This window comes from Brachybacterium sp. FME24, assembly GCF_014897705.1.
In the GTDB taxonomy this organism is placed as follows: domain Bacteria; phylum Actinomycetota; class Actinomycetes; order Actinomycetales; family Dermabacteraceae; genus Brachybacterium.
The window spans coordinates 97,272-123,381 of record NZ_JABUXV010000010.1; the positions used below are offsets into that span (position 1 = coordinate 97,272).

The window sequence follows — 26,110 nt, forward strand, 5'->3', positions numbered from 1 at the left end:
CTGCCGGGTCAGCTCCGGGACAGGAGCGCGCGCACGAAGTTGGCGGAACGTTCGCGCAGCCCCTCGATCCTCATCTCCTGGTGGTAGGCCAGCAGCGCCGGGTCCTCGGTGCGCAGTTCATACGGCTCCGGGGGTCGGCGGACGTTGTCCGAGCACCGGAAGTCCGCGCACACCGAGGTACCGATGGAGCTCCCGCGCCGACCAGCGGGCCCGGCGAGGGGAGCGACGAACGAGGCGGCGTGCACCCCGGCGACCACGTCCTCGCACCAGGCGCACATCATCTTCCGGGTCGGGGCCTTCTCCGCGCCGCGCAGCATCAGCACGGCCAGTTCGCCGTCGACCTCGAGGGCGACATAGTGCTGCAGCGGCTTCTTGGGGTCCTGCCAGCCGAGGTAGTCGAGCTCGGCGAACTCGATCATGTCGAGATCGGGGAGGTTCGCGCGCTTCGCCTCGCCCTTGCTGGCGTTGACGAAGGCGTTGCGGATCTGGGTTTCGGTCAGGGTGTTCACAGGGGTGTCCTCACGACGTGCATGCGGGGAGGGAGCGATGGCGGATACGGGCGCACCGCGTCATGCCGAGAAGGCCCGGTGGGCCGCCCCGCTTCCTGCACGCTCCCTGCGCATGCTCATCTCCTCGTACGTCGTGTGTGCCGCACCCTGACAGGAGACGGCCGCGGCCACGCTACGCCGAGCGGCCGCAGCCAGCAAGGAATTTGTGGGTGGGCGTGATCGCTCAGACCAGCGGCGGGAGGACCCCTCAGGCGATGATCTGGTTCAGCTGCTCGAGGTCCCCGGCGGAGAGCTCCAGGTCCATGGCACGGGCGGAGTCCGTGATCGACTCGGGGCGACTGGCACCCGGAATCGGGATGACGTGATCGCCCAGGGCGAGCTCCCAGGCGAGCACCACCTGCTGCGGGCTCACGCCGTGGGCATCGGCGATGCGCTGGATCTGCTCGAACCGCTCCCCCACGGCGCTGGCGCCGCCGCCGGTGCCGCCGAGCGGCGACCACGGGACGAAGGCGATGCCGTGCTCCCCGCAGTGCTTCAGCTCGCGCGCGCTCGTGTGGAAGAAGGTCGGCGAGAACTCGTTCTGCACCGCGGCGAGGCCGCCCTCGCCCAGCACCTCGAGGGCCACGTCGATCTCCTCGACGTTCGCGTTGGAGATGCCGATCTCGCGGATCAGCCCCTCCTCCTGGAAGGCGGCGAGCGCCTCGACGCCCTCGGCGTAGCGGATGCTGCGGTCCGGGCGGTGCCAGTAGTAGAGGTCGACGGAGTCGATGCCGAGGTTCGCCAAGGACTTCTCCAGGGCAGCGCGCAGATACGTCGCGGAGCCGTCGCGGCCGCCGCCCTCGGCGGAGCGGGTGATGCCGCCCTTGGTGGCCAACACCACGGAGGAGCGGTCGCCGTCCCAGCTGCGCAGGCCCTCGGCCACGATCTTCTCGTTGTGGCCCATGGTGTCCCAGCTGGGGGCGTAGATGTCTGCGGTGTCGAGGAAGGTGACGCCGGCGTCGAGGGTCGCGTGGATCGTCGCCATCGCGCGCTCGTGCGGGGCGGGCTCGCCGCGTCCCTGCGACAGGGGCATGGCGCCCAATCCGAGCGGGGAGACGGTCAGGGAGCCGATGCGGCGGGTAGGTGCAGTCATACGGTAAGCGTATGCCTCCGGTCAGTTCCCCGTCATCCCGTGACCGGGACTCCGGGACCGACGACCTCCGGCATCGAGGCGTAGAAGCGGAAGATGTCGTCCCAGTCGGCGTCTTCGCCGGGCGGTTCCTGGGAGATCGTGACGCGCACGAGGTCACCATCGGCTTCCGCCTCCTGGACGACCATGCGTCCTCGGGTGTCCGGGGCGCCGTCGAGAAGCCGCTGCGCAAAGGCTCCGGCGTCCCCCTCGACGCGGATCGCGCCGCGGGTGGTGTGCTCCTCGGCGGCGTCGAGACGAGTGGTCCACAGCCACTCGATCGCCCGGTCGCCGTCGGTGGAGCCCTCACCGGCCACCGCACCGCGTGAGAGGTGCGCATCCTCGAGGTCGATCGCCGCGAGGAGTCCGGGCAGGTCGTTGAACAGGGATGCCGCGGACTCCCCCGTGTCGATGCCGTCGGCCGTCGCCGCGCTCGTCCACAGCAGGTCATCTCCGATCGGCGCGATCAGGGCCGTCCGCCCGGCCTGCGGCATCGTGTCGTCGCCCTCGAGCACGAGGGCGTCCCCCTCGCGGGTGAAGTACCCGTCGAACGCGGTCTCGAGATCCTCCACCATCGGGGCGGCATCGTTCCAGAGCACGACCTCCTGGGTGCCGGACGCCACGGCGATCGCGTCCGACGGGGCGATCAGCCGCTGCGCGGACATCAGGTAGTCGAGGTCGAGGTCTTCCGTGGAGGGCGGCACGAGCAGCAGGCGGGGATCCGTGATGGTCAGAGCGTTCAGCCGGCGCGCCGGAGTGCCCAGGGCGCGAAGGTCGGCGGAGTCGTCCAGACCCAGTGCCTCGGCGGCTGCGGCCGGTCGTGACCAGCTCACCGTGAGGTGGGACCCTTCGGCCCCGTCGAGGACCGAGGGGTCGATCCGGTCGAGCATCGACTCGACATCGCGGCGGCCCCCGCCGAGGAACGGCAGCTCGGGCAGGGCGGAGCAGGCCGCGAGCGCGGTCACGCCAAGACCGGCGGCGCCGACGGCCAGCAGTCGACGGCGCGTCCAGGGTCGGGTCAGGTGTGGGGGTCGGGTCACGCGGTCAGGATATCGAGGCGATGGCGCGGCGGGAGAGCAGTTCCTGCGACCACTGCGTGAACACCGTCTCGAGTCCGGTGCGGTGGGTGGCGTCGGTGGTCGTGCGGGCGATCGCGCCGGGGGCTTCGAGGTGGAGTTCCAGCGGGCCCGGGAGCCCGTTCATCGAGGTCACCGTGGGGCGGCGGCCGAGCTGGATCACGCTGTCCAGGACGCGGTGAGGGCCGAGCACCCCGACCTCCGGCCGCGCGCCGCTGAGGTCGAGGTCCTCGAGGTGCAGCGGAGCCCCGTCGGCGCCCCTGGCACGCAAGCGGTTCCTGATCTCGCCGCCGCGCTCGCCGGTCCGTCCCAGCACGAGGGTTTCGCGCAGGCAGAGCACGGCTCCGACCCCGAGCGTCACCGTCATGTCGCGGTCCACTGCGGCGCCGTCTGCGATCACGAAGGGATATGCCCGCCACACCAGGGTCGCGCCGTCGTCCACCCGGATCCGCACGTCGAAGCGACTCCGCTGGCCCTCGGTGGGGTACGCGACGGTGCCGCCGACGTCCTCCAGGTCGAGGGTGCACCCCGTACCGACGTGGACATCGACCGCGAGGTGGTCACCTCCGACCAGTGTCGCCCCGCCCGCGACCAGGGCGACGTGGGCGCCGGTCGCGTGGCGTCGGATCGTGCGCGCCTGCAGCAGTCCCGGGGTGAGGTGCACCCGGACCGGGCCACGCTCGGCGCGCGTGATGGCGATCCGTGTCATCCGGTGGGGGCGTGCTCGTGCGGGTGGGAGTGGTCGTGCTCCTCGTCCTCGGCATGGAAGTGCGGAGCCATCGGGCCCGGATCCTGCGGGGCGTGGGTGCCGTCGGTGTGGGCGGCCAGGATCTCGAGCACCCAACTGCGCAGCGCGGCGACCGTCGCCTCCTGGTGGCGAGAGACGCCCAGTACAGGACCGCCCTCTCGGGCCCCGGTGGCGTCGGAGAGCATCAGCTCGACGTCGACCCCGACATACGGGGCGAGGTCGACCTTGTTGACCACCAGCAGGTCGGCGCGACCGATGCCGGGGCCGCCCTTGCGGGCCACGTCGCCGCCGCCGGCCACGTCGAGCACGAAGATCTGCGCGTCCACGAGCGCCGGGGAGAAGGTCGCGGTGAGGTTGTCTCCCCCGGACTCGACCAGCACCAGGTCCAGCGGGTCGAAGTCCGCCTCGAGCTCCTCGACAGCGGCGAGGTTCGCGGTGACATCGTCGCGGATCGCGGTGTGCGGGCAGGCGCCGGTCTCGACCGCCCGGATGCGCTCGGGCTCGAGCACCCCGGCCGAGCGCAGGAAGCGGGCGTCCTCGTCGGTGTAGATGTCGTTGGTGATCACGCCGATGCGGATCTCGCCGGCCAGAGCGCGGCAGATGGTCGCGATCAGAGAGCTCTTTCCGGTGCCGACGGGCCCGGCGACCCCCAGACGCAGCGAGCGGTGCGGATCGACCGGTGATAGGGCGGTGTTCTCAAGCACGGAAGAGCCTCCTCGGCAGGACGGACTGGGCTTCTGCCCAGCCCTCGGTCAGGGGAGCACCGGCGCACGGGATGCGCGTCGGGTCCTCGAGCGCGGCGAGCTCGGCCACGCGGGGTTCCAGGAGCGCGCAGGCCTCGAGCACGCGGGCTGCGGCGGCGCGCGGATCGCCGGGCTCGAGCTTGAGCAGGGCGGCGGCGACGGTCTGCGCGTCGTCGTAGGCGACCAGGCGCACGAGGTCCTCGACCCCGAGGCCCGCCGACGCTGCGACCAGGCCCAGGACGATCGGGCGCGGCCAGGGGCAGGCGCGCGAGGAGGCGGCCGGGACGGCGCCGGGCCAGAGCGCGTCAGCGAGTCGCCGCAGGCCGTCCCCCAGGGCGGAGGCGACCTCCCGCTGAGCACGGCTCGGGGTGCGCGCGGCCCACTCGCGGCGGAGGCGCTCGAGGGCCGCAGTATCGGGGACGCCCCCGGCGTCGAGGGAGATCCGTCTCGCCACGACCGCGGTGCCCGCTTCGACCGGGGCGATGGTACGCAGGCGAGTGGCGAGGTAGTCGGCGATCTCCGACGGCGCGAGACCGTCGCGCAGCGCCGCCTCCAGGGCGTTCGAGCTGACGTGGGCCCCGGCGGGCAGGCGGGAGTCCGCGAGCAGCATCGCGACGGTCGTGGCGGCGGGAGCAGAGGTCATGGTGGGCACGGCGCTCAGAACATCTGGTAGAGCTGAGCGAGCGCCAGGGTGCTGGCGGGCCGGGGCTCGACCAGTTCGCCGTCGATGCGGATCTCGAAGGTGTCCGGACGGATGTCGATATTCGGAAGGGCGTCGTTGTTGCGCATATCGGCCTTGGTGACCTCCCGGGTCGGGGCCACGGGGACGAGCTCCCGGCGCAGGCCGAGGCGCTCGCGCAGCCCGTCGTCGATCGCGGCGGGGGCGACGAACGAGACCGAGAGCTCCGCCCCGATCGCGTCCCCGAAGGTCGGACGCATGAGCACGGGCTGCGGGGTGGGGATCGAGGCGTTGGGATCGCCGAGCGCGGCCCAGGCGATCGCTCCGCCCTTGATCACGAGCGCCGGGCGCACCCCGAAGAAGCGCGGATCCCACAGCACCAGGTCGGCCATCTTCCCCGCCTCGACCGAGCCGATGTGCGCGTCCACGCCATGGGCGATCGCGGGGTTGATGGTGTACTTCGCGACATAGCGTCGGGCGCGCTCGTTGTCCGCGGGGAGCGAGCCCCCGAGGGAGCCGATGCGGTCCTTCATGACGTGGGCGACCTGCCAGGTGCGGGTGATGACCTCGCCGATGCGTCCCATCGCCTGGGCATCCGAGGAGGTGATCGAGAGGGCGCCGAGGTCGTGCAGGAGGTCCTCGGCGGCGATGGTCGAGGCGCGGATGCGGGATTCCGCGAAGGCGAGATCCTCCGGCACGGACGCCTTGAGGTGGTGGCAGACCATGAGCATGTCGAGGTGCTCGGCCACGGTGTTCACGGTGTGCGGGAGAGTCGGATTGGTCGAGCCGGGCAGCACATGGGGCAGCGAGGCGATCTCGAGGATGTCCGGGGCGTGGCCGCCGCCGGCACCCTCGATGTGGAAGGCATGGATCGTGCGCCCGCCGATCGCGCCGATCGTGGACTCGACGAAGCCGGATTCGTTGAGGGAGTCCGAGTGCAGGGCGACCTGCAGTCCGTGCTCGTCGGCCGCCCGCAGCGAGGCGTCGATCGCGGCGGGCGTCGCGCCCCAGTCCTCGTGGACCTTGTAGCCCGCGGCGCCGGCGAGCGCCTGCTCGGCGAGACCTTCCGCGGAGACGGTGTTGCCCTTGCCCAGCAGGAGCACGTTCACCGGAAGGTGATCCAGCGCCCGGTGCATCGTCCCGAGGTGCCAGGCCCCGGGGGTGACGGTGGTGGCGCGGCTGCCCTCGGAGGGACCGGTTCCTCCCCCGCCGACGGTGGTGATGCCGGTGGCGAGGGCCTCGTGGATCTGGGACGGGGAGAGCAGGTGCACGTGGGTGTCGAAGGCACCAGCGGTGAGGATCTTCCCCTCCCCCGCGATGATGTCGGTCGACGGGCCGATCTGCAGAGCGGGGTGGATCCCGTCGGAGATATCGGGGTTGCCCGCCTTGCCGAGCGCGACGATGCGGCCGTCGCGCAGGCCGACGTCGGCGCGCACCACGCCCCACCAGTCCAGGATGATCGCGTTGGTGATCACGGTGTCCGGGGCACCATCAACGCGGGTGGTGGTGCCTTGCGCCATCGACTCGCGGATCGACTTGCCGCCGCCGAAGACTGCCTCCTCGCCGCCGACGGTCCGATCCTCCTCGATCTCGATCCACAGGTCGGTGTCGCCGAGGCGGAGCTGGTCGCCCGTCGTCGGCCCGTACAGCGCGGCATAGCGCGCGGAGCTGATCACTGCCATCTGTGCTCAGACCTCCCTGATCCGGATGCCGGGCACGCGGGCGGCGCCCCCGAGACGCACCAGCGGCAGTTCGCGCGAGGCACCTGGCTCGAAGCGCAGCGAGGTGCCCGCGGGGATGTCGAGGCGGAACCCACGGGCGGCCTCGCGGTCCAGGGCGAGGGCCGGGTTCACGTCCGGCAGGTGGATGTGCGATCCGATCTGGATGGGCCGGTCCCCGGTGTTCTCCAGGACCAGGACCAGGTGGTCCTCTTCCTTCTCGCGTTCGTTGAGGACCTGCTCGCCCGGACGCACCCGGGTCGCGCCGGGGCCCGGTCCCGTCTCGCGGTCCAAGGCCTCCTCATCCCTCTCGGCCGGAGGTGCTTCGGCGTCGATCGGATGATGGAGGGTGACGAGCTTGCGACCGTCGGGGAAGGTGGCCTCGACCTGGACATCGGCCAGCAGCGTCGGGACGTCGTCCATCACCTGATCCCGGCGCAGCACCTGGCGGCCGCTCACCATCAGCTCCTCGACGAGGTACCCGTCCCGGGCCCTCTCGATCACCCAGGTGGACAGCAGCGCTACGGCCTCGGGATGGTTCAGCCGCACCCCGCGCGCGAGACGGTCGCGGGCCACCATCCCTGCGACGGACAGCATCAGCTTCTCGGTGTCTCCAGGTGTCAGGCGCATGGTTCACTCCTTGGGGAGCACGTGCTCGCCCGTGCGGTCGGTGGCCAGGGCCAGGGAGCTGAGGTACTGCTTCTCCCCGTTCGGGCCGGGCTTCGCGGAGGCGATCATGTCGGGGCGTTCGAACTCGAGGCCGGTGACGCAGCACCGGAGGGTCTCCCCCGAGGGGTTGCCGTCCTCGTCGTACATCGGCAGGTCGATGCCGTCGTCGGTGCGGCGCAGGTAGTAGCGGCCCTGGGTGAGGATGGCCATCAGCGGGGTCGTGACCACGGCGATGCCGACGGCGAACAGCGGGGAGTACGGCTGGACGGCGGCCCCGAAGGCGCCGAAGAAGATCGCGATGGAGATGCCGCCGGACAGCGCCATCGAGACCAGCCCCACCGGGTTCCAGTCGTACAGCATCCCGCGACGGAACTCGGGCTTCTTCGGGGAGAGCTTCAGCAGGTGCTTGTTGATGACGATGTCCGTGGCGACCACCAGGATCCAGGACATGGCGAGGTTCGCGTAGAAGCTCAGGATCCCGTTGAGGAAGTCGAACATGTTCGCCTCCATCAGCACCAGGGCGATGCCCAGGTTCACCGCGAGGAACACGAGGCGTCCGGGATATCGGCGGGTGACGCGCGTGTAGGCGTTGGTCCATGCCAGTGACCCGGAGTAGGCGTTGGTGACGTTGATCTTCACCTGCGAGATGACCACCAGCACCACGGCGAGCACGAGGGCCAGCCAGGCCGGCATGAGCTGCTCGTAGGTGACCAGGAACTGCTGGACCGGCTCGTTGGCGAACTCACGGGCCCCGGGCACGGTGGCGACCAGGTAGACCGCCAGGAACATGCCGAGGATCTGCTTCGTGGCCCCGAAGAGGACCCAGCCGGGACCGCCCAGGATGGTGGCGGCCCACCACCTGCGCGTGTTCCGGGAGGTGCGAGGCGGCATGAATCGCAGGTAGTCGATCTGCTCGGCGATCTGAGCGATCAGCGAGAGGCACACTCCCGCGGCGAGCATCGCGGAGGCGAAGCTGACGCCTCTGCCGCTGTCGCCGGTGTGGGCGAAGAAGCTCTGCACCGACTCGGGATGGGAGACGACGAGGTACACGACGGGGATCACCATGAGGACGAGCCACACCGGGGTGGTGGCGACCTGCAGCTTCGCAAGGATCTTCATGCCATAGATGACCAGCGGGAAGATCATCACCGTCGAGACGAGGTATCCGAGCCAGCGGGGGATCCCCAGGCCCAGGTAGAGCCCTTGGGCCATGATCGCTCCCTCGAGGGCGAACAGGATGAAGGTGAACGTCGCGAAGATGACGTTGGTGATCACCGAACCGTGATATCCGAACCCGGCACCACGGGTGATGAGGTCGAGGTCGAGGTTGTAGCGGGCGGCGTAATAGGCCAGCGGGAACCCGCTGAGGAAGATGATCCCAGCGGCGACGAGGATCCCGATCAGACCGTTCACGGTGCCGTGGGTGAGGGCGATGTTCGCGCCGATGGAGAAGTCCGCGAGGTAGGCGATGCCGCCCAGGGCGCTCGTAGCGACGACTCCGGGCCCCCACCTGCGGTACGACCGCGGAGCGAACCGCAGGGTGTAGTCCTCGAGGCTCTCGTGGGTCGCGGCGCGCGCATCGGCGGACAGGCCGGGGGAATCGGGGCTGGGTCTGGCGTCAACGCTCACGGCGGGTGCTCCGTTCGGCGGGAGCAGGCTGCGGAGTGCCTGCTCGGGACACCGGAACAGTAGGAGGGAGCGGTTGCTGTGGACTTACCTGAACAGTGGCGTGATCTTTTCGTGACCGGCCGTCTCAGTGCCGGGTCAGCGCGGCTGCGTCGATTCGCGCTCGATGATCCGTGAGCGCAGCAGCGTCGTGAACGGCTCCTCCTCCGGATTGGCCATCCGCTGGCCGAGCATGCGGGCCGCGGCGCGGCTGGTGGCGCGCACCGGCTGATGGACGACGGAGACCGACGGGGTGACCAGGCGGGTCCAGAGGTCGTCGTCCGTGGCCAGCAGGGCCGGCGCCCCCTCCACGCCGCGCATCGCCTCGAAGGCCCCGGCGGACATCCGATTGTTGGTGACGTAGACGCAGTCCGTCGTGCCGGCCGCGAGGATCTGCGTGATCGCGGCCGCCCCGGATTCCAGGTGCAGGTCGCCGCGGGTGATGGCGGATTCGTCGACCTCCACTCCGGCCTCGCGCCACGCGGTGAGGTAGCCGGTGACGCGGTCCTCGGTGGTGCGCAGCTGCGCCGGGCCCGCGATCACGGCCGGGCGGCGGAACCCGCGCTCCTGGAGATGCCGGGCGGCCTGCCTGCCGGCGTCGAGGTTGTCGGTCGCGACCAGGTCGGTGTTCGCCCCCTCGATCCAACGATCCACCAGCACCACGGGGATTCCCGCCTCGGTGAGCGGTGACAGATCCGTGCGCCTGCCGTCCACGGGCACCAGCAGCACTCCGGAGACATGCCTGCTCACCAGCTGCGCGAAGCACTCCCGTTCGATGTCGAGATCGTCCTCGGTGTGCGCGACGGTCACCGAGTAGTGGTCCCTGCGCGCGATCTGCTCGACCTCGCTGATGATCTGCGTGAAGTACGGGTTCTCCGCGTCGGGGGCGACCACCGCGATCTGGGAGGTCCCGCCGCGCCGCAGGGAGCGGCCCATCGCGTTGGGGACGTATCCCGTGGATCGCACCGCGGACTGCACCCGCCGGGCGAGCTCCTTGTCGACGGTGGCGGCGCCGTTGATGACCCGGGAGACGGTCGCCGAGGAGACCCCGGCGGTCCGTGCCACGTCCATGATGGTCGGCCGCGCCGATCTGACGATGTTCATAGGTGTCCTCGAGCGAGCGGGCTGAATACGGGTGGGACGTTCAGAGGTCGGACAATGCCACGGCGGGGTCCGACAGCCGTGCGGCGTCCACCGGGCGACCTTCCGTGAGCACCGGTTTGACCTGGTCGATCACGTCCCAGATGTTCACCGCCATGACCGCGAGGAGCGCCTCGTCGCGATCACGCCAGAACGCGATGAACTCCCGGGAGTCGAGGTCGCCGCGCACGACGACGTCGGCCACCTGGTCCTGCGGGGCCGAGCCGAGGTACTCCATGCCCAGGTCGTACTGGTCGGTGTAGAAGTAGGGCAGTTCGGTGTACTCGGTTATGGTCCCGAGGATCGTGCGAGCCACCGCCTTCGGCTGATTCAGGGCGGTCGCCCAGTGCTCCACGCGCACGCGCCGGCCGAGCAGCGGATGCTGGTGCGCGGCGATGTCGCCCACGGCATACACGTCGGGATCGGAACTGCGCAGGGACGCATCGACCGCGACGCCGCCCTGCTCGAGGGTCAGGCCTGCGGCCTCGGCAAGCTCGAGGTGAGGGACAGCGCCGATCCCGACGACGACGGCGTCAGCCTCCAGGGTGCGGCCGTCGACGAGTCGCACGCCTGTGGCGCGGCCGTCCTGCACCAGGATCTCGGCGGCCTCGGTGTCCGTCAGCAGCTGCACCCCGTGGTCCAGGTGCAGGTCGGCGTAGACCTGGGCGATCTTGTCGCCGAGGATCCGGGCCAGCGGCAGGTGACCGCGCTCGAGCACGGTGACCTCGGCTCCGCCGGCGCGGGTGACCGCGGCGACCTCCAGGCCGATCCAGCCGCCACCGATCACGACGATCCTGGTGCCGGTCGCGGCCAGAGGACGGATCGCGTCGGCGTCCTCGCGGCTGCGCAGGTACAGCACGCCGGCGGCGTCGGCCCCCGGCAGCTCGGAGCGGCGCGGGGAGGAGCCGGTCGCGAGGACGAGGCTGTCATAGGGCAGTGTGGAGCCGTCCTCCAGGGTGATCGTGCGGGCCGCAGTATCGATCGCGGTCGCCGACGTGCCCAGGCGCAGGTCGATCTGCCGGTCGAGGTACCACTGCTCGGGGTGGACGAGCGCGTCCTCGAAGCTGCCCTCCCCGGAGAGGTACTCCTTGGACAGCGGCGGTCTCTCGTACGGGAGGTGGCTCTCGCGACCGATCAGGGTGAGCGGGCCGGTGTGGCCCCGCGCGCGCAACGACCCGACGGTCTTGGCACCGGCCAGTCCGGCCCCGATGACGACGATGCTCTGCTGTGCGGTCATGATTCCTCCGGTGTGATGCTCCGTGGCCGAGGGGTCAGGACGTCCTGACGCGAACGGGGGTCGCTTCGCAGACTACCCAGCCGCGTACTCAGGACGGCATCGCCACCTCCCCGCACAGATGCACGTGCACCCCGAGGCGGCTGAAGAGCGCCGCCTTCGCCACCAGGGCCCGATCGGCGGCGCCCGCATCGTCGGCGTAGACGAGCTGGGCATGATTGGCCTTGTGCCGGGCCATGAACTGGTCGCGGGTCACGCCGTGGAGCACGACGTTCGCGATCGGCCATTCCGGGTTGGTCGCCTCCTTGCGGCGGGTGACCTCCTCCGGGGGCAGCTCGACGACGCTGCCGCGGCCGAGGTCGACGTGCAGGGCGGCGTCCTGGATGTAGACGCGGGACCAGACGATCTCCCCGGGCTTGGAGACGCCGTTGATGGTGGAGCCGCCGGCTGGGAAGAACTCCGGGCCCTGGCGCCAGCCCTCGGCGTCGGCGTAGCCGCCCGCGAAGTGGCTCGGCGGGACGGAGCCGGAGATCTCGTAGACCCAGACGTACTGCCCGTCGAACTCCTCGCCCCAGCGCACATCGTGCAGCGTGGTGGCCGGGTCCATCCCCATCGCGGTCCAGATCCGGTTGGTGACCAGGGCGTCGACCGCGACCCCCTCGTCGACCTCGTTGAAGTTCGGCAGGGCCTCGCCCTCCCACAGCACGCGGGAGCCGTCACGGCTGGTGACCGGGGGGCGCTGCACGTTGTTCAGCAGGCCTTCGACGAGATCCGAGGCGGGGGTGACGTCCTTGAGGCCCTGCTGGTACTGGATGCCGACGGCGTCCAGGCCGAAGTCGTCGCTGATGCGCAGCGCCGCGATGTACATGGCGTACTGGCTGCGCAGCTGGGCCTGCGTGAGCTCGGTGGCCTCGTCAGTACCGAGCCGGAAGGTCATCCCGGCGTCCGTCAGCCAGGTGCCGATGGCGGCCGCCTCCTCGTCGGTGACGGTCTGCATCTCGGCCCACAGGGCGGACTGGCTGAGCCGTTCCTTGTAGATGCCCAGCGGGTTCAGCATCTCGTCGTCGATGATCGCGTTGTACATACCCATGCAGCCCTCGTCGAAGATGCCGATGATGGCCTTGTCTGCCAGGAGCTGATCCGCGAGCGCGCGTCCCAGGTCGACCTCGGCGGTGCCGGGCAGGTTCGGCAGCGGGCGCACGTGACTGTCGTTGTGCGTGATCGTGCCGGTGGAGATCCAGGTGGCGATGCCGTCGCGGAACCAGTCATCGGTTCCGTCGACGGTCCAGATCGTGGAGTACTCACGGCCCATCTTCGTCAGCCCGCCGTTGAGGTTCAGCAGGCCCACCAGTCCCGGCCACTGCGGCGCGAAGTTCGCCACGGTGAGGATCGGGCCTCGGTGGGTGCGCAGCCCGGCCAGCACGTGGTGGCTGTACTGCCAGTTCGCGGTCGCGACGATCAGCGGGGCGTCCGGGGGGATGGCCTGGAAGACCGTCATCCCCATGCGCTGGGAGCGGATGAAGCCGTGCCCGAACTCCGGGTCGGGTTCGAAGCCGCGCTGGACGCTCCACCCGGCGGCGCCGACGGCCTCTGCGACGAGGCGTTCGAGCTCCTGCTGGAAGGGCCAGGCGGGGACGTTCGCGCTCTCGCGCAGGTCGCCGCTGGGGATGAGGTAGACGGTCTTCTCCGGGGCGGGGGCGACCTCGCGGACGGCGGGCAGCTGATACGGGTTCGAGGCGGTGGAAGTCATGGTTCTCCCTGGTCGGAACGGGCGCGGGGGTGGTGGTCAGCTCTGAGGCCGACGGGCGGGCCCGGCCGGGCTGTGCGGGCCGGCTCCCCCGCCGAGGTGGACCTCCATCGCGTCGAAGGTGGGCGCCTGCGGCCTCGTGGTCGCGGGCCGGTCGAGGTAGAACACCGCGGTGGAGGCGATGTCGTCGCGCAGCGGCAGGTATCGCCCGGCGCTCTTCCAGCCCAGCGCCTGGATGTCGACCCGGGGCAGGCCGGTGGTGAAATGGATCGGATCGGCGACGTGCCAGCGGTACAGGCCGAAGCGCTGCTGGGAGATGTAGAGGCCGTCGGGCCGGATCACCTGCGGCATCCCCAGGTACGGGGTGGAGAACACTGTGTAGCCCTCACCAGGGATGTCGAAGTTCCAGGCGCCGCCGAAGTAGTCCTCGGTGCCGGTGCCCGCGATGGTCGGGAACCCTCCGTCGGGCTGATCGTCGTCCAGGTAGAACTTGATCTCGCCCTCGCCCCACCAGCCGTTGGAGTTCACGCCCCAGGCGAGGTAGGTGCCGACATACTGGCCCTGCCCCTCGACGCCCTCGAGCAGGACGTGCTCTGTCGCCGCCTCCAGCGGGTTCGAACGGCGCCACTGGGCGTGGAAGTAGGCGTCCTCGCTGTGGTCGCCGCCGAGCTCGTAGGTGAGTTGGTAGTAGACGCGGGCATCGGTGTCGGAGGTGTTCTCCAGGGTGAGCCGGGCGCCTTCGCGAAAGGGCATCGGCCAGTAGGAGTTGAAGCCGCCGTGCGGATTGGCGGCGACCATCTGTGAATCGACCTGGGCGAACACACCCCAGCCATTGGCGAAGAAGTCACCGTAGGGCACCTCGACCGCGGGTTCCTCGCTGCCGTCCCAGTAGGCGCGCACCACGAGCTGGCGCCAGTGATCGGTGTGGGTGGTGATCCACAGGTGGGTGATGACGCCCGCGGAGTCGATGTCCGCGAGGGTGAAGGTCTCCCCCGCTGTCACGTCCACGCTGGGTGAGACCTTCCAGCCCGGGCCGAGGTCGCGGGCGGCCTGCGCACCGGTTCCCTCGGTGGCGCGGCCTCCGCTGCCCGGGGCACCGTCGAAGTTCTCGGGGCTGATGGAACGGGTCTGCACGGGGCGCAGGGCGGCGATGGAACTGGAGAAGCAGGTCACGAGGGCACTCCCTGGAGTCGGATCAACGATGATTCAACGTCGGTGTGTCGCGAAGCGACGACGGGCAAACGTTTACTGGCACGATACGAGAGCTGCGGCGGGTCGTCAATGCGGCCCGCAACCCGCTCGCCGCGATCGTTGACCCCGAATTGCCGGGAACCCTCTCCACCTGGCTGCTTTCTGCGGCAGACGGTTGACGTTCGCCACACTTGGTCCCTACGGTTCTCATAAATCGATTACTCGCTCCCGATAGCACGCCGTCGTGCCACGAGGAGGCCCCCTGTGCGGTGCCAGAACAGCAGCAGTCCCGAGACGCCGCCCGGCGAATCCGAGCCTCCTGACGACGGTCGGTCACGTCCCGATCGCCGTGCAGTGATCTCGGGATCCGCGGCAGTGGCGGCGGCAGCCAGCGTCACCCTGCTCAGCGCGTGTGGCCGCGATGACGCCGACGACAAGCCCCTCACCTTCTGGAACTTCTACAGCCCCGCGCCGCAGCAGGACCCCAATCTGGTCGCGCAGTCCCAGTGGTTCGAGGAGGTGATCGAGAAATGGAACGACGAGAACGCCCGCAAGGTCACTCCGGTCTTCATGACCGGGGACCAGATGAACCAGCGCATGCCCGTTGCGTTCGCCTCCGGGGACGGCCCGGACATCTTCCTCATCTCCCCCGGCGACTACCTGCGCTACGCGAACGGCGGCGTGCTGACGGATCTGGCCCCCTACATGGAACCGGAGGCCATCGACGACTTCCTCCCGCAGGCCCTGGCAACCCGTCGTGACGGTGAGGCGATCTACGGCCTCCCGATGGAGCAGGAGCCCCTGGCGCTGTTCTACGACCCCGATCTGCTCGAATCCGCCGGCGTCTCCGAGGGTGACCTCCCAGGCGACTGGGACCAGCTGCTCGAGCTGGGTGCAGAGCTCAGCACGGGAACCACGACCGGCCTCGTGCTGGACGTGGATCCCGGCTACTACCAGAACTTCACCTTCTATCCGTGGCTGTGGCAGACCGGCGGCGACGTGGTCGATCCCAAGACCCAGCGCCCGGTCTTCGACAGCGACGGACCCCGCGCCGCTCTGGACCTGTTCGGACGAGCGATCGCCAACGGCGCCACCCCGCGCACGAGACCCGCGAACGGGGACATCGTCTCCGCCTTCACCTCCGGCTTCGCGGCGTTCTGGCAGACGGGTGTGTGGGACGTGATGAACCTCCGGCAGAACGCTCCGGACAAGCGCTTCGGGGTGATGCCGCTGCCCGCCCCTTCCGGCGCGGAGACGGTGACCTGCCTCGGCGGCTGGGCCTGGTGCGTGAACGCCCGCGGCACGGACCCCGAAGCAGCCGCACGGTTCACCGTCAGCGCGCTGGGGAGCATGGATGAGGACTCGATCGCACACATGGCCGCGTGGAACAGCCCCGACGTCAAGGGGAACATGCCCGCCCGGAGCTCTGTCGATGCCGTGCTCGAAGCACGGGACGCATACGCCGGGGAGCACTACACGACCTTTCGCGATGTCATCCTCCCCACGGGCCGCGCGGAGCCTCGCTTTCCACCGGTGGTCTACAAGGCCGTCTCCGATGCTCTGCAGGCCGTGCAGCTGGCGGGCGCGAAGCCGGAGGAACAGGCCGCCACGGCCCAGAAGTCCCTCGAGAGCTACCTCGAGACCTATCGCGGAGGAACCCTCCTATGAGCACCCGGACACTGACCACACCGCCACCGCAGGCGCCCGAGCGCGGCGCGAGCGACCGACCCCGCCCGACGTCCCGGCGACGGCGCCGGGAGACCCGCGCCGCCCTGCTGTTCCTGGCCCCGGACGCTCTCGGGCTGATCACCTTCGTGGCGATCCCGATGGTCCTGTCGGTGATCCTGGGCTTCTTCTGGATCGACGGATTCGGCAACTTCGACTTCATCGGTCTGCAGAACTATTCACGCCTGCTCCAGGATCCTCAATTCTGGAACAGTGCCCGCGTCACCATCATCTATCTCGTCGCCCTGGTCCCGCTGATCTTCGTCACGGGCCTGGGACTCGCACTCCTGGTCCAGCAGAACTTCCCCGGCGTCGGCGCCATCCGCAGCGCGCTGTTCCTTCCCTACGTGGTCTCCATCGTGGTGGTCGCGATGGTGTGGCAGTTCATGCTGACCGACCGCACCGGCGTCCTGGCCGCAGCCCTGTCCTGGCTCGGCGTCGACGGCATCTCGTTCCTCGGGGACCCGCGCTACGCCCTGGCCACGGTGATCGTGGTGACCATCTGGCTGCAGATGGGCTACTACATGATCATCTTCCTGGCCGGACTGCAGGACATCCCCTCCGAGCTCTACGAGGCGGCGCGGATCGACGGCGCCGGCGCCTGGGCCCGCTTCCGGAACATCACCCTGCCCCTGCTGGCACCGACCAGCTTCTTCGTGCTGCTCACCTCGATGGTCGCCGTGGTGACCGGCGGTCTCGACATGATCTTCGTCCTGACCAGCGGCGGGCCGGCGAACTCCACCTCATTGCTCATCTTCTACATCTACCAGCAGGCCTTCTTGTTCGGCGACCTGGGGTATGCGGCGGCCATCGGCTCCGTCCTCGTGGCCGTCCTGCTGCTGATCTCCGCCGCCATGTTCGTCCTGACCCGAGGGGGCCGTTTCTCCCATGACGACTGAAGCAGACGCCCCGACCCGCACCCGCATCACTCCTCGTCGATCCGGCCGCCGCTCCCGCTGGGGTCTCCTGGCGATCGGCGTCGTGATCGCGGCGATCACCGTGTTCCCGCTGGTGTGGATGGTGATGGGATCACTGAAGACCCCCGAGGAGGTCAACTCCCCGAACCTGATCCCGTCGACGCTCACCCTGGAGAACTACGTCTACGTCTTCTCGCAGGTCCCCTTCGCCCGCTACCTGTTCAACAGCTTCTTCGTCTCGGCGGCCGTCACCGTCATCTCGCTGTGGTTCCATTCCATGGCCGCTTACGCGCTGGCACGACTCGACTTCCCCGGCCGCGAGCGGATCTTCCTCGCGATCTTCTCGACCATGCTGGTCAGCGCGCCGGTCACCATCATCCCGACCTTCATCATCGTGCGGACGCTGGGCATGGTGGACAGCTATGCGGGGCTGATCGTGCCGGCGATCTTCAACGCGTTCGGCATCTTCCTGCTGAGGCAGTTCTACATCTCCCTGCCGGACGAGCTCGAGGAAGCCGCCCTGGTGGATGGTGCGAGCTACTGGACGATCTACTGGAGGATCGTGCTGCCGTTGTCCCGGCCGATCCTCTCGGCGCTGGCGGTGTTCTTCTTCCTCGCGAACTGGAACTCGTTCGTCTGGCCGATGACGGTGACCTCGGATCCGCAGCTGCGCGTGGTCCAGCTCGGCATCCAGTCCTTCCAACAGCAGTACGCGGCGGATTGGAACTACATCCTGGCCGCTTCGACCGTGGCCGCCCTGCCGACCTTCGCGATCTTCTTCGTCTTCCAGAAGCAGATCGTGGCCTCGATCAAGACCTCGGGCCTGAAGTGACCTCGGCCGGCCCGTGCTGCGCCGGCCGCTGGACATCGATGCGGTCCAGCCCAGACAGCGCCGCGCAGCGCAGCGCAGTACGTTACGGACGCGCTGGCCGGGATCCCCGGGTCGGGGGCGTCGTCTCCGCAGGCTGCGAGCGCAGAACGTCCCGGGCTCCGAGGTCGATCGCGCAGCACCAATAGGCGGCGCCGGACATCAGTGCGATCGGCACGGGCACCAACAGGACCAGTGTGCTGGCGACCGTGGTCATCGCCCACAGCGCGCAGGCCGACACCATGAGGGGAGCCAGGAACCTGATCGGCCAGCGCCCGAGCAGATGAAAAGCCGTGGCCCACAGGCGGGTTCCCCGCAGGCCGGGGCGGGCCACCGAGGCGGGGAGCACGGCGGTCAGAGCGACGACGGCGAGCACGGATCCAGCTGTCCCGAATGCCAGTGACGCGAGAGCCAGCGTGCTGCCCGTCGCGCGGTACATCGCGACGCCGGCCAGCACGGCGGACAGGCACAGGCCCGGAACCAGAGCGTATCCGGTGCTGCGCACCGCGAACCGTGGCAGGTCCCGCAGGTAGCGACGAAGTTCGGTGTCATCGTCCACGAGCGCCCCCTGGACCACCGCGAGGAGCGGCATCAGCGTGGGCCCCACGAAGAGTGCGATCACCAGTGGACTCATCGCCCACACATCGCCGGCAACTCGCAGGCCCACCACTCCGGCTACCGCCGTCACGGCGCCGCTGACCGCGAGGGCGGGCAGGTGTCTCCACAACGAGCCCCAGACCCGACGCAGGAGGAGGCGCTGCTGGCGTGCCACGAGCTCGGTCTCGGGGAGATGCTCGTCCATCACCGATACGCTCATCCTCGGACTCCGGCGGTCGCAACACTCGCGATGAACGCCCTCTGGAAGAGCAGGAAGACGACCAGGGCAGGAACGACCACAGCCGTGATGGCCGCGAAGACGACCACACTCGACCCGCTCTGGCCCGCCTGCAGGGTCACCAGCCCCAGCGGCAGCGTCATCCGTTCCTCGGTCCGGATGAAGATCAGCGGCCCGAAATAGTTGTTCCAGGTCGCTTCGAAGCTGAGGATCGTCATGGCAGCGATCGCCGGGCTGGACAGCGGGACCAGCATCCGGAACAGGATCCACCCGTGCCCGGCGCCGTCCAGGGTCGCGGCCTCGTCGAGTTCGCGAGGGATCGAGTTGAAGTATTGCCGGAAGAAGAAGATCGCGAACACGTTGATGAGCGCCGGAAGGATGAGCGACCCGAGGGTGTCCACCAGATTCAGGTTCCTCATCAGGAAGAACACCGGGATGATGGTCATCTGCATCGGCACCATGAGTGCGGCGAGCATCAGCGCGAAGATCCTGTCCCGGAACGCGAAGCGGAGCCGGGAGAAGGCATAGGCCGCCATCACGCTCACCAGGAGCGCGCCGAAGGTCGCCACCACGGAGACGATGATGCTGTTCATCGCCATGCGACCGAACGGGATCAGTTCAGCCATCGCGGAGAAGTTCGCGGCGGAGAAGTCTCGCGGAATCCACGAGGGCGGAAGGTAGAAGGCCGACGTCTCCTCGGTGAAGCTCTCGCTGATCAACCACACGAGCGGGGCCAGCATGACGACTCCGAAGACCACGAGCACGACGGTGAGGATCCACCGCCCCAGGCGCGAAGAACTCATTGGTTGTGCACCCACTTCCGCGAGACCCAGAATTGCAGCGCGGTCACCAGTGCCATGATCACGAAGACCACCAGAGCGACGGCTGAGGCGTAGCCCGCCTGGAATGCCTGGAAGCCCTGCTGATACAGGTACATGACGATCGAGAGAGTCGATTCGTCCGGGCCGCCGCTAGGCGTGATGATCTGGATCGGATCGAAGATCTGGAAGGCGCCGATGAAGGTGATGACGCTGGCGAAGAAGATGGTCGGGGACATCATCGGGATCGTCACGTGCCACATCCGCTGCCAGGCATTGGCCCCGTCGATCCGAGCGGCCTCGTGCAGCTGACCCGGGACCGTCTGGAGACCGGCGAGCATGATCACGAAGGTGAATCCGACGGTATGCCACCAATCGATACCGATGATGGCGGGCAGCGCCCAGGTCGGGTCCGTGAACCAGTTCGGAGGAGAGATCCCGAGGAGCTCCAGGTAGTACGTCCCCATGCCGAACGTCGGATCCAGGACGTACTTCCACAGCAGCGCCACGGCCGCCCAGGAGATCACGAAGGGGAAGAACAGCGAGGTTCGCACGAAGTACGACGCCACGGTGCTGCGCAGAGCATTCACCCCGACAGCCAGTGCGAATCCAGCCACGAGGTGCGTGATCATCGACGCCAGCGAGAAGACGAAAGTGTTGCGCAGCGCGCTGTAGAAGCTGGGATCCGACGCCAGCGCAACCAGGTTTCCGAGCCCGATGAACTCCGGCGGGGTGAGCATGTCCCACCGGAACAGACTGAGCCCGATACCGACGATGAACGGCCCGAGCACGAAGGTCAGGAAGAGCAGCACGGCAGGGCCGAGGAAGAGAAAGCCTGCGAGGGTGTCCCTGCGGCGAGTCGAGGTCGAGCGCGGTCCCTTCGACCTGCTCTGACTCGTCGCGATGGTCTGCGCGCTCACAACAGTCCTTGCATGGCCTCGTTCGCGGCGTTCAGTGCCTCCTCGACCGGCTGATTGCCCAGGATGGCGGCTTCCCAGCCCTTGTTGACCTCGACATCGACCTGCGCTTGCTGGTCGGGACTGGGCACGGGAGTGGCGAACTCGATCGCAGTAGCGATCAGCTCGGTCCCTTCGGGCGCGTTGCCCAGGAATGCTTCGCTCGAGGCGACGTCCTCACGCACAGGAACATTGGTGCCTCCCTGTTCCGCGTAGTACTCGGAGGCCTCGATGGTCATCAACCACTTCAGGAACGTCCAGGCCGCTTCCTTGTTCGGGGAGGCCTGGAAGATCGACCACCCGTCCCACCCGATCGGCGTCCCCGGCCCCGCTTTGTGCGGGAAGTTCACGATCTTTGTCTGCTCGACCATCTCCAGACGGCGGACATCGGGCAAGGTGTAGCGGCCGCCGGTGAGCGACGCCAAGGAGCCTCGCTGATACTGCGTCGCACCATCGAACTCGCCGCCTGGCTGGGGAACGAGCTCATCGTCGACGAGACCCTTGACGAACTCGGCCGCCTCGATCGCCTCCGGGCTGTTGAACGTCGCGGTGGCCCAGTCCTCGCTGAGCGTGCTCGCGCCGTTGGAGAAGAGCCAGGGCAGGATCTGCCCGAACGGGAAACCCGCACCCGCGGTGGTGATGAAGGCGCCCGTCTCCTCCTTGATCGTCTCTGCCACGGTCCGGAATTCATCCCAGGTCCAGTCGGTATCCGGGATCTGCACCCCTGCGTCCTCGAAGACCTGTCGGTTCAGGTACATGACCACCGTGTTGTAGCCGCCCGGAACGAAGTAGGTGCTTCCGTCCGGGGAGCCGTAGGTGTCCAGCCACTCCCCCAATCTCGGGGAGATGTTGTCGTAGAAGTCCTGGGTCTCGTCGTGATCGCGCTCGATCAGATCATCGAGCGGCTCGAACAGCCCCTTGGACGACATGAGGCGTTGCCCCTCGGTCGCGACGGAGATGATGTCCGCTCGTTCACCACCTGCGATGCGGGTGGCGACGGTATTGCCGAAGGTCGCCCAGTCGCCGGAGGCGATCCCGCTCGCGTTCACCGTGATGTCCGGATGGGATTCCTGGAACGAGTCGAACAGCGTCTGGAAAGTCTCCTGCTGGGTGGCATCACCCATGTAGAGCAGCTTCAGCTCGCCTGTGCCGTCGCCGGCCTCTCCGCCACCGCCGCCGTCACCGCAGGACGCCAGGGCGCCGAGCGCGGGTACCGCGAGTGCGGCGTATGCGCCGCTTCTGAGGAGGGACCGCCGGTCAAGGGCGGGAGCGATGGTTCTGTGCTTCTGGTCCACGGGAACTCCTTCGTTCACGGTCGGCATCGTGGCCTCGCAGCGTCATCAGCGACGTGCCGCCATGCTCGATCTCCGTCGCGCGGCAGCGAAGACCCCGCGCGTAATCGTTTACTCATTGTTGCACAACCGCTCCCTGAGGTCACGTGCATGACGGCCCCTCACTGGTTGGGCCATCGCTGACGCAGGACGCCGCGGCGCTGATCACCGTGACGTGATGGCGGGTTCGGCTCGCGTCGCTCTTCCGGCCATCGAGCTGCACCTGACCTGTCAGCGGCAGATCCTCGCGACCATCAAGATGGCCGGGCTGAAGGAGGGCGTGTCAGGCCCACCGCTCCCGGACCAGGGGGAACAGGGAATCCCGTGACCGGAGGCGGTGCGCCTGGAGGAAGGGCAGATGCGGGTTGTGCGGCCATCGGGCGGCGTCGACGAAGAAGCCGAGGATTCCGGACAGGACGTCGGTGCCCACCGCTCTCGGGAGGCCGTGGGCGTCGAGCAGGGCATCGATCCGGTCGTTCACGCGCAGCGTGCCGTCGGCGTCCTCGACGGAGGAGAGCAGCTGGAGGGCATCGGACGTGCGGCTGCCACGCGAGGCATGCGCCCAGTCGACGATGCTGACGGCGCCCTGCGGGGTCAGCACGAGGTTGTCCGAGCGCACGTCGGAGTGACACAGGGTGTCCCCGTCGAGATGATCGATACCCCGCCTCGCCGCGGCGCGCAGATCCTCGAGCCGCTCGGCGAACCACGGGTCCAGGTCGCCGGGTGGGTTCTCTGCCACGCGGTCGAAGCCGAGCAGGTCGGGCCCCAGGGTCTCCGGGACGCTCCGCAGTCCGGGCACGGGACAGGGCGTGGCCGCGGCCTGGAGGTCGTTCAGCGCCGCCAGGACGTGATCGAGGTGCTCGGAGGTCCACGGCTCGGTGGGCAGGCCGCCGGGCGCTGCGCCAGTGACCAGCACGTACCAGTCCTCGACCTCGAAGGCGTCCACCAGCGGCGGGACGGGGGCGGAGCTGGGGATGAGGGCGAGCGCGGTCGCCTCCCGGCGGTTCAGCTCCATCGATCCCGGGTTGTCCTGGTCCCGGACGGCTTTCACGAAGAGACTGCGGCCGGAGGCACCGCTGAGGATCTCGGCGCTGCTCGGGGAGAACCCGCCCCGGCAGGAATGGGTGCGCGTCACGGGTTCCCCGAGGAGGCTCTCGAGGCGCCCCCGAAGCGGTATCGGAAAGTCGTCCCAGGTCAGGCGATGCGTCATGCGACGATCCTGGCATGGCCGGCGCTCGGCCGCACGGGGAATACGGGAATGGGTCCGGCGGCCGGTTCAGAGTTTCACGATGCCCGCCGCGGTGGGCCGGAAGAGCCCGTCGGCCAGATAGAAGGGGCCCACGTCGGCCTCGAAGTCGACGTGGAGCCACTGGGCCGGGCTCGCACGGCACTCCTGGACCGCCCGGTGGACCAGCTCGCGCCCGACGCCGGAGCCCTGATGGTCCGGATGGACGGCGGTGTCGACCAGGAAGGCGTGCCGACCGCCGTCGGTCACGACGTTGCAGAAGCCGACCAGCGAGTCGCCGCGGCGGGCGGTGACCCATCCGAGAGAGTGCTGGTGCAGGCGCGCCGCCCAGGGCTCGAGCTCCTGGTCATGACGGAAAGCGGCGGCGTGCAGGGAGGACACCTCCCAGTCGGTGACGTCGGCGCGCCAGGCGAAGCTCGACGGTTCCCACGGTTCCATGCCGGACAGTGTGCCGGACGGGGCCCCGGGCGTCATCCCGTCAGCTCGAGGCCGAAGCCCGGGGCATCCGGCAGGATGATCCGGCCTTCGCTCAGTGAGTACGCGGTGGCATCGACGCCGTCGGTCGTACCGGGCACCGCCTCGACGACGGGCACGCTGCCCAGGCCCGCGGCGAGCTGGGCGGCGTACAGCGTCTTCACCGGGTGGCCCCAGGCGTGGGGGGATGCGACCACGCCGATCTCGCGAACCGTCGGCATGACGCGGCGCCAGGCGGTCAGCCCGAAGGACAGCACGTCCATCAGCAGCACATCCAGGAGGCCCTCCCGGGCGAGGTCGAGCACCTTCTCGACGTCGGGGTCGAACTCCCCGTCGGCCACCAGCACCTGCGAGCCGGTGCGGTCGAGATGCTCGCGCACGAGGCGCAGACCGTCGGCGTGCTCGGCGAAGGGCTCCTCGATCCAGTAGAGATCGCAGTCCCGGATCTCCTCGAGGAAGCGCACGGTCCGCTCGGGGTCGTATCCGTCGTTCATGTCCACGAGCACACGGGCCTCGGGATAGGCCTCGCGCACGGCGCGGATGACCTCGAGGTCCCGCGCGAAGCCGACCTCCGAGGGCATCCACATGCTGCCGCGCCCGATCTTGAGCTTGAAGGCCCGGTAACCGGTGGCCCAGTCCGCGGCGCAGGAGGCGAGCACGCCGTCGATGCCGCGCGGAGCTGCGTCGGGATCGAGGTCATCGAAGTAGATCGCCCCTGAGTAGCAGGCGACCGGGGCGTCACCGTGGCCGCCGAGCATCTGGTGCACAGGGACTTCGAGGATCTTCGCGGCGAGATCGTGCAGGGCGACATCGAGCGGGAGCGCGAGCGGGTCGATCACCCCGACCGCCGGGTCGAAGACCTCCTCCAGCGGCCGACCGACGACGCCGTCGAGTTCCCGGTCGGGCCCCTCGTACATGCCCCAGCCCTCGTGACCGGCATCGGTGCGCACGGTCAGGGCCCGGGCGGATGGTCCGTCGCCGTGGGCACCCAGTCGCGCGTTGCGACCGATCGTTCGGGGGTAACGGCTGCGGATCGGGGTGGCGCGGACCTCTGTGATGCGCTGTCCGGACAGAGCGTTCATGCGGAGACCTCCAGGGGTCGGATGGTGAGCCCGCCGCGGTCCCAGCCGCCACCGGTGATCCAGAGCTGGTCACCGTCCTCGACGATCTCGGCGCAGTGCTCGTCGAGGTCCACGTCCAGGGCATCGGCGTCCTCGAAACGCAGCGGATCGGTCGAATAGTAGACGAGGGTGCGGTCGTACTGGGTGGATTCGCAGACGAACAGCAGCCAGCCCTGGCCCGCGCGCATCACGAAGGGGGATTCCGTCGGCCCGCCGACCGTCCCCGAGACGGCGGAGCGGTAGGCGACGGAGGGCTGGGACCAGGTCACCAGGTCCTCGCTGGTGCGCACGCCGACCTCGTGGAAGCCGCCGGTGGGCGTCGAGTTGCGGGTGTAGTACAGCAGCCAGCCAGAGCCGTCGTGGAGGACCATCGGGTCGCGGGCGTCGTACCCGTCGGCGAAGAGCGAGCCGCCGTGGTGGTGCTCCCAGGTGAACAGGTCGGTGCTGGTGGCGAGTTCGATCCGGTAGTCGGCGTGGTCCTCGCGGCCGCCGCAGTAGAACATCCAGTAGCGGCCGTCGTGGTGGATCACGTGCGGCGCCCACACGTGGATCTCACCGATGTCCTTCCGGGCGTGCAGCACGGGGTCGTGGATCGTCCACGGCGCCCCGGTGAGGTTCGCCGCGGTGGCATGGAGGAACAGGTCCTCGTGCAGCGGGTCAGCGGGCTCGGGGTGCCAGATCCCGAAGAGGTGCCAGGTGCCGTCGGCCGCGCGGATCAGCGTGTGGTCGTTGAGGTACCAGGGCTCCTCGGCCGACGGGGACGCGTCGAGCAGGCGGCGCTTGGCACCGGGGATCAGGGTCACGGGGGCAGCGGTCACGGGGCTCCTCATCGAGCTGGTCCGACACAGGGGCGGGGTCGGGGCCGCGTCTCAGGGAACGATTACTCGTCCCTGCCGAGCCTAGCGCCGGAGGTCGTCGAGGTAAACGGCCACCGCTCAGGACGTCGGCGAGCTCCCCCGGGACTGGAGGGCGACCGAGGTGAACACGACGCTCTGGGCATCGCGGGCGCGATAGACGTACTCCTGGTCGGTGACCACCCGTCCGGAGCCGCCGGCCTCGATGATCTGCACGTCCTGCCCGATCGCGATCTCGAGCGCCCCCTCGATGACGTGGATCATGACCCCCGGGGACGGCACGCCGGAGCCGTTGGGCTTCTCGTCCGGGCCGACGAGCTTCCACTTCCAGGTCTCCACCGACAGACCCTCGGTGTCGATCGCGTCCAGCAGCACGGACCAGCTGCCGGCGTCGGTGGACCACACCTCGACCCCGTCCGGCGGGGCATCGGCACCGACGCCCATGAGTGCGGCGAAGGTGGTGCCGAGGCCGGCGGCGATGCGGTCCAGGAGGGAGACGCTGGGATTGGCCTGGCCGAGCTCGATCTGGGTGAGCATGCGGCGGCTGACATCGCTGAGATCCGCGAGGGCGCCGACGCTGAGGTCCCGCTCCTGGCGGGCGGAGCGGATGCGATCGCCGAGCTGGGCGACGACCGCGGGGCGCATTCCACCGGTCATATCGGGTCTCCTCGAGTCGCT

Annotated in this window: 25 protein-coding genes and 1 pseudogene; 3 read left to right on the plus strand and 23 right to left on the minus strand. The window is 69.1% G+C overall.

The genetic code is table 11. From position 1 onward, the window contains the following. Positions 1 to 8: 8 nt before the first annotated feature. From INT51_RS12830 to INT51_RS12890, 14 genes and pseudogenes are all read right to left on the minus strand, one after another. The gene (locus tag INT51_RS12830) at positions 9 to 509 is read right to left on the minus strand and encodes an FBP domain-containing protein (protein WP_193105707.1); all 501 of its coding nucleotides are present in this window, start codon (positions 507 to 509) and stop codon (positions 9 to 11) included. Between the two features lie 247 nt (positions 510 to 756). Then, positions 757 to 1,641 carry an aldo/keto reductase gene (locus INT51_RS12835; protein WP_193105708.1) on the minus strand — a complete coding sequence of 295 codons (885 nt, stop codon included), beginning with the start codon at positions 1,639 to 1,641 and terminating at the stop codon, positions 757 to 759. 32 nt (positions 1,642 to 1,673) lie between these two features. Beyond that, positions 1,674 to 2,717 carry a hypothetical protein gene (locus tag INT51_RS12840; protein WP_193105709.1) on the minus strand — a complete coding sequence of 348 codons (1,044 nt, stop codon included), beginning with the start codon at positions 2,715 to 2,717 and terminating at the stop codon, positions 1,674 to 1,676. Between the two features lie 4 nt (positions 2,718 to 2,721). After that, positions 2,722 to 3,462 (minus strand): urease accessory protein UreD, encoded by a 741-nt coding sequence (locus INT51_RS12845; RefSeq protein WP_193105710.1) that lies wholly within the window; start codon positions 3,460 to 3,462, stop codon positions 2,722 to 2,724. Continuing rightward, positions 3,459 to 4,205: an urease accessory protein UreG gene (gene ureG, locus INT51_RS12850; protein WP_193105711.1), complete on the minus strand. Its 747-nt coding sequence runs from the start codon at positions 4,203 to 4,205 to the stop codon at positions 3,459 to 3,461. The genes INT51_RS12845 and ureG overlap by 4 nt, the downstream gene beginning before the upstream one ends. Next, a complete protein-coding gene (locus INT51_RS12855) occupies positions 4,198 to 4,887 on the minus strand; it encodes an urease accessory protein UreF (protein ID WP_193105712.1) in 690 nt (229 codons plus the stop codon). Before INT51_RS12855 ends, ureG begins: the two co-directional genes overlap by 8 nt. Before the next feature lie 14 nt (positions 4,888 to 4,901). Next, a complete protein-coding gene (locus tag INT51_RS12860) occupies positions 4,902 to 6,605 on the minus strand; it encodes an urease subunit alpha (protein WP_193105713.1) in 1,704 nt (567 codons plus the stop codon). A 6-nt stretch (positions 6,606 to 6,611) separates the two neighbouring features. Beyond that, positions 6,612 to 6,896 (minus strand): urease subunit beta, encoded by a 285-nt coding sequence (locus INT51_RS22295; RefSeq protein WP_370540809.1) that lies wholly within the window; start codon positions 6,894 to 6,896, stop codon positions 6,612 to 6,614. Positions 6,897 to 6,974: 78 nt separating this feature from the next. After that, positions 6,975 to 7,271, minus strand: a pseudogene (locus INT51_RS22300) (urease subunit gamma); the annotation flags it as partial. A 3-nt stretch (positions 7,272 to 7,274) separates the two neighbouring features. Beyond that, positions 7,275 to 8,939 (minus strand): cytosine permease, encoded by a 1,665-nt coding sequence (locus tag INT51_RS12870; RefSeq protein ID WP_193105715.1) that lies wholly within the window; start codon positions 8,937 to 8,939, stop codon positions 7,275 to 7,277. 135 nt (positions 8,940 to 9,074) lie between these two features. Beyond that, positions 9,075 to 10,079, minus strand: a complete 1,005-nt coding sequence (locus INT51_RS12875; RefSeq protein WP_193105716.1) for a LacI family DNA-binding transcriptional regulator — start codon at positions 10,077 to 10,079, stop codon at positions 9,075 to 9,077. A gap of 40 nt (positions 10,080 to 10,119) precedes the next feature. Further along, positions 10,120 to 11,352, minus strand: a complete 1,233-nt coding sequence (locus INT51_RS12880; protein ID WP_193105717.1) for an NAD(P)/FAD-dependent oxidoreductase — start codon at positions 11,350 to 11,352, stop codon at positions 10,120 to 10,122. An 88-nt stretch (positions 11,353 to 11,440) separates the two neighbouring features. Next, on the minus strand, positions 11,441 to 13,099 hold the full coding sequence (locus INT51_RS12885) for a fucose isomerase (protein ID WP_193105718.1): 1,659 nt from the start codon (positions 13,097 to 13,099) through the stop codon (positions 11,441 to 11,443). A 36-nt stretch (positions 13,100 to 13,135) separates the two neighbouring features. Next, entirely contained in the window at positions 13,136 to 14,269 is a 1,134-nt protein-coding gene (locus tag INT51_RS12890; RefSeq protein ID WP_193105719.1) for a glycoside hydrolase family 172 protein, read from the minus strand. Between the two features lie 372 nt (positions 14,270 to 14,641). Between INT51_RS12890 and INT51_RS12895 the strand changes: the two genes are divergently transcribed. Genes INT51_RS12895 through INT51_RS12905 form a run of 3 tightly spaced genes read left to right on the plus strand, consistent with a single transcriptional unit; the run spans position 14,642 to position 17,761 of the window. Continuing rightward, positions 14,642 to 15,955: a sugar ABC transporter substrate-binding protein gene (locus INT51_RS12895; RefSeq protein ID WP_193105720.1), complete on the plus strand. Its 1,314-nt coding sequence runs from the start codon at positions 14,642 to 14,644 to the stop codon at positions 15,953 to 15,955. Then, positions 15,952 to 16,911: a carbohydrate ABC transporter permease gene (locus tag INT51_RS12900; protein WP_193105721.1), complete on the plus strand. Its 960-nt coding sequence runs from the start codon at positions 15,952 to 15,954 to the stop codon at positions 16,909 to 16,911. The genes INT51_RS12895 and INT51_RS12900 overlap by 4 nt, the downstream gene beginning before the upstream one ends. Next, entirely contained in the window at positions 16,901 to 17,761 is an 861-nt protein-coding gene (locus INT51_RS12905) for a carbohydrate ABC transporter permease (protein WP_193105722.1), read from the plus strand. Before INT51_RS12900 ends, INT51_RS12905 begins: the two co-directional genes overlap by 11 nt. 82 nt (positions 17,762 to 17,843) lie before the next feature. Here the strand turns inward: INT51_RS12905 and INT51_RS12910 are convergent, their stop codons facing one another. From INT51_RS12910 to INT51_RS12950, 9 genes are all read right to left on the minus strand, one after another. Further along, positions 17,844 to 18,614, minus strand: coding sequence for a hypothetical protein (locus tag INT51_RS12910; RefSeq protein WP_193105723.1), 771 nt, complete (start codon positions 18,612 to 18,614; stop codon positions 17,844 to 17,846). Further along, entirely contained in the window at positions 18,611 to 19,435 is an 825-nt protein-coding gene (locus INT51_RS12915; RefSeq protein WP_193105724.1) for a carbohydrate ABC transporter permease, read from the minus strand. Before INT51_RS12915 ends, INT51_RS12910 begins: the two co-directional genes overlap by 4 nt. Further along, positions 19,432 to 20,370 (minus strand): carbohydrate ABC transporter permease, encoded by a 939-nt coding sequence (locus tag INT51_RS12920; RefSeq protein ID WP_193105725.1) that lies wholly within the window; start codon positions 20,368 to 20,370, stop codon positions 19,432 to 19,434. Before INT51_RS12920 ends, INT51_RS12915 begins: the two co-directional genes overlap by 4 nt. Then, positions 20,367 to 21,701, minus strand: coding sequence for an extracellular solute-binding protein (locus INT51_RS12925; protein WP_304502188.1), 1,335 nt, complete (start codon positions 21,699 to 21,701; stop codon positions 20,367 to 20,369). Before INT51_RS12925 ends, INT51_RS12920 begins: the two co-directional genes overlap by 4 nt. 319 nt (positions 21,702 to 22,020) lie before the next feature. Beyond that, positions 22,021 to 22,947 carry a phosphotransferase gene (locus tag INT51_RS12930; RefSeq protein WP_193105727.1) on the minus strand — a complete coding sequence of 309 codons (927 nt, stop codon included), beginning with the start codon at positions 22,945 to 22,947 and terminating at the stop codon, positions 22,021 to 22,023. 66 nt (positions 22,948 to 23,013) lie between these two features. Then, positions 23,014 to 23,421 (minus strand): GNAT family N-acetyltransferase, encoded by a 408-nt coding sequence (locus tag INT51_RS12935; protein ID WP_193105728.1) that lies wholly within the window; start codon positions 23,419 to 23,421, stop codon positions 23,014 to 23,016. Between the two features lie 32 nt (positions 23,422 to 23,453). Continuing rightward, positions 23,454 to 24,539, minus strand: a complete 1,086-nt coding sequence (locus tag INT51_RS12940) for a mandelate racemase/muconate lactonizing enzyme family protein (RefSeq protein WP_193105729.1) — start codon at positions 24,537 to 24,539, stop codon at positions 23,454 to 23,456. Next, positions 24,536 to 25,396 (minus strand): family 43 glycosylhydrolase, encoded by an 861-nt coding sequence (locus tag INT51_RS12945; protein ID WP_193105730.1) that lies wholly within the window; start codon positions 25,394 to 25,396, stop codon positions 24,536 to 24,538. Before INT51_RS12945 ends, INT51_RS12940 begins: the two co-directional genes overlap by 4 nt. A 117-nt stretch (positions 25,397 to 25,513) precedes the next feature. After that, the gene (locus tag INT51_RS12950; RefSeq protein ID WP_226832343.1) at positions 25,514 to 26,089 is read right to left on the minus strand and encodes a helix-turn-helix domain-containing protein; all 576 of its coding nucleotides are present in this window, start codon (positions 26,087 to 26,089) and stop codon (positions 25,514 to 25,516) included. Between the last annotated feature and the right edge of the window lie 21 nt (positions 26,090 to 26,110).

Coding starts and splice junctions, on each gene's coding strand:
- INT51_RS12875 (WP_193105716.1), bottom strand. CDS start 10,079: ATGAACATCGTCAGATCGGCGCGGCCGACCATCATGGACGTGGCACGG.
- INT51_RS12935 (WP_193105728.1), bottom strand. CDS start 23,421: ATGGAACCGTGGGAACCGTCGAGCTTCGCCTGGCGCGCCGACGTCACC.
- INT51_RS12950 (WP_226832343.1), bottom strand. CDS start 26,089: ATGACCGGTGGAATGCGCCCCGCGGTCGTCGCCCAGCTCGGCGATCGC.
- INT51_RS12900 (WP_193105721.1), top strand. CDS start 15,952: ATGAGCACCCGGACACTGACCACACCGCCACCGCAGGCGCCCGAGCGC.
- INT51_RS12885 (WP_193105718.1), bottom strand. CDS start 13,099: ATGACTTCCACCGCCTCGAACCCGTATCAGCTGCCCGCCGTCCGCGAG.
- INT51_RS12930 (WP_193105727.1), bottom strand. CDS start 22,947: ATGACGCATCGCCTGACCTGGGACGACTTTCCGATACCGCTTCGGGGG.
- INT51_RS12880 (WP_193105717.1), bottom strand. CDS start 11,352: ATGACCGCACAGCAGAGCATCGTCGTCATCGGGGCCGGACTGGCCGGT.
- INT51_RS12835 (WP_193105708.1), bottom strand. CDS start 1,641: ATGACTGCACCTACCCGCCGCATCGGCTCCCTGACCGTCTCCCCGCTC.
- INT51_RS12915 (WP_193105724.1), bottom strand. CDS start 19,435: ATGAGTTCTTCGCGCCTGGGGCGGTGGATCCTCACCGTCGTGCTCGTG.
- INT51_RS12940 (WP_193105729.1), bottom strand. CDS start 24,539: ATGAACGCTCTGTCCGGACAGCGCATCACAGAGGTCCGCGCCACCCCG.
- INT51_RS12860 (WP_193105713.1), bottom strand. CDS start 6,605: ATGGCAGTGATCAGCTCCGCGCGCTATGCCGCGCTGTACGGGCCGACG.
- INT51_RS12845 (WP_193105710.1), bottom strand. CDS start 3,462: ATGACACGGATCGCCATCACGCGCGCCGAGCGTGGCCCGGTCCGGGTG.
- INT51_RS12905 (WP_193105722.1), top strand. CDS start 16,901: ATGACGACTGAAGCAGACGCCCCGACCCGCACCCGCATCACTCCTCGT.
- INT51_RS12910 (WP_193105723.1), bottom strand. CDS start 18,614: ATGAGCGTATCGGTGATGGACGAGCATCTCCCCGAGACCGAGCTCGTG.
- INT51_RS12855 (WP_193105712.1), bottom strand. CDS start 4,887: ATGACCTCTGCTCCCGCCGCCACGACCGTCGCGATGCTGCTCGCGGAC.